This window comes from Streptomyces xingningensis (assembly GCF_054957865.1).
This window is the reverse complement of sequence record NZ_JBDJPF010000164.1, coordinates 1-1145: the sequence shown is the minus strand read 5'-3', so window position 1 is coordinate 1145 and position 1145 is coordinate 1. Positions and strand designations below refer to the sequence as shown.

The window sequence follows — 1145 nt, the reverse complement described above, 5'->3', positions numbered from 1 at the left end:
CCTAGTGAGCCGGTCCGCAGATCCTGTCGCAGTAGCGGCAGATGCGGTCGATGATCTGGTCGGCGGTCTTGGTCCATTTGAAGGGTCTGGCCTGGTCGTTCCAGTGCTTGATCCAGTCCTCGAGCGTGGTCTTCAGCTCGTCCAGTGAGCAGAACACGCCGCGTTCGAGGCAGCGCCGTTGCAGCTCGGCGAACCACCGCTCGACCAGGTTGATCCACGATGAATACGTCGGGGTGAAGTGCAGCTCGAACCGGGGGTGGGCGAGCAGCCACTTGTGCACCACCGGGGCCTTGTGGGTACTGAGGTTGTCGCAAATGACATGGACCGCCAGGCCGGGACCGGTCCGGCGGTCGATCTCGTCCAGGAAGTCGCGGAAGTCCACCGCGCGATGCTGGGCCGACAGCTTCGTGATCACCTTGCCCGTCGCGGTGTTCAGCGCGGCGAACAGGTCGACGGTGCCGTGCCGGACGTAGTCGAAACTGCGGCGCTCCGGTGTCCCCGGGAGCATCGGCAGGACCGGGGCGGTCCGCTCCAGCGCCTGGATCTGCGGCTTCTCGTCCACCGCGAACACCGCCGCGTTCGCCGGCGGAGCGAGATACAGCCCCACCACATCGCGGATCTTGTCGATGAGCAGGGGGTCCGGGGAGATCTTGAAGTCCTCGGTCCGCCAGGGCTGGAGGCCGAACGCGTGCCAGATCCGCAGCACGCTCGTGGGAGAGATCCCGACCCGCCTGGCCAGTTCCCGCTTCGACCAGTGCGTCGCTCCTTCGGGGACCTCTTCGAGGGTGCGGACGACCACCTCCTCCACCTGCGCGTCGGTGATGCTCCGCGGCACCCCCGGACGGGGCTCGTCGGCCAGGCTGTCCAGCCGGTCCCGCAGGAACCGGGCCCGCCACCTGCCCACCGTCATCCGGTGGACCCCCAGCCTCCCGGCGACGGCCATGTTGCTGCCGCCCTCCGCACACGCCAGAACGATCCTCGCGCGCAGGGCCAGGCCCTGCGCGGTCGTACGGCGCTTCGCCCAGCCCTGCAACACCACCCGCTCGTGCTCCGAGAGCACAAGCGGGCGCAGCCTGCTGTCGCCCATACCTCAGCAGACCGCCGAACCGTCCCAGCGTCACCACCTCCGACACGATCCGGGACGG

General features: G+C 68.6%; 1 protein-coding gene. It reads right to left on the bottom strand.

The features are described from left to right. Position 1: 1 nt before the first annotated feature. Positions 2-1087, bottom strand: a complete 1086-nt coding sequence (locus ABCR83_RS32645) for an IS630 family transposase (RefSeq protein ID WP_462698888.1) — start codon at positions 1085-1087, stop codon at positions 2-4. Between the last annotated feature and the right edge of the window lie 58 nt (positions 1088-1145).

Coding starts and splice junctions, on each gene's coding strand:
- ABCR83_RS32645 (WP_462698888.1), bottom strand. CDS start 1,087: ATGGGCGACAGCAGGCTGCGCCCGCTTGTGCTCTCGGAGCACGAGCGG.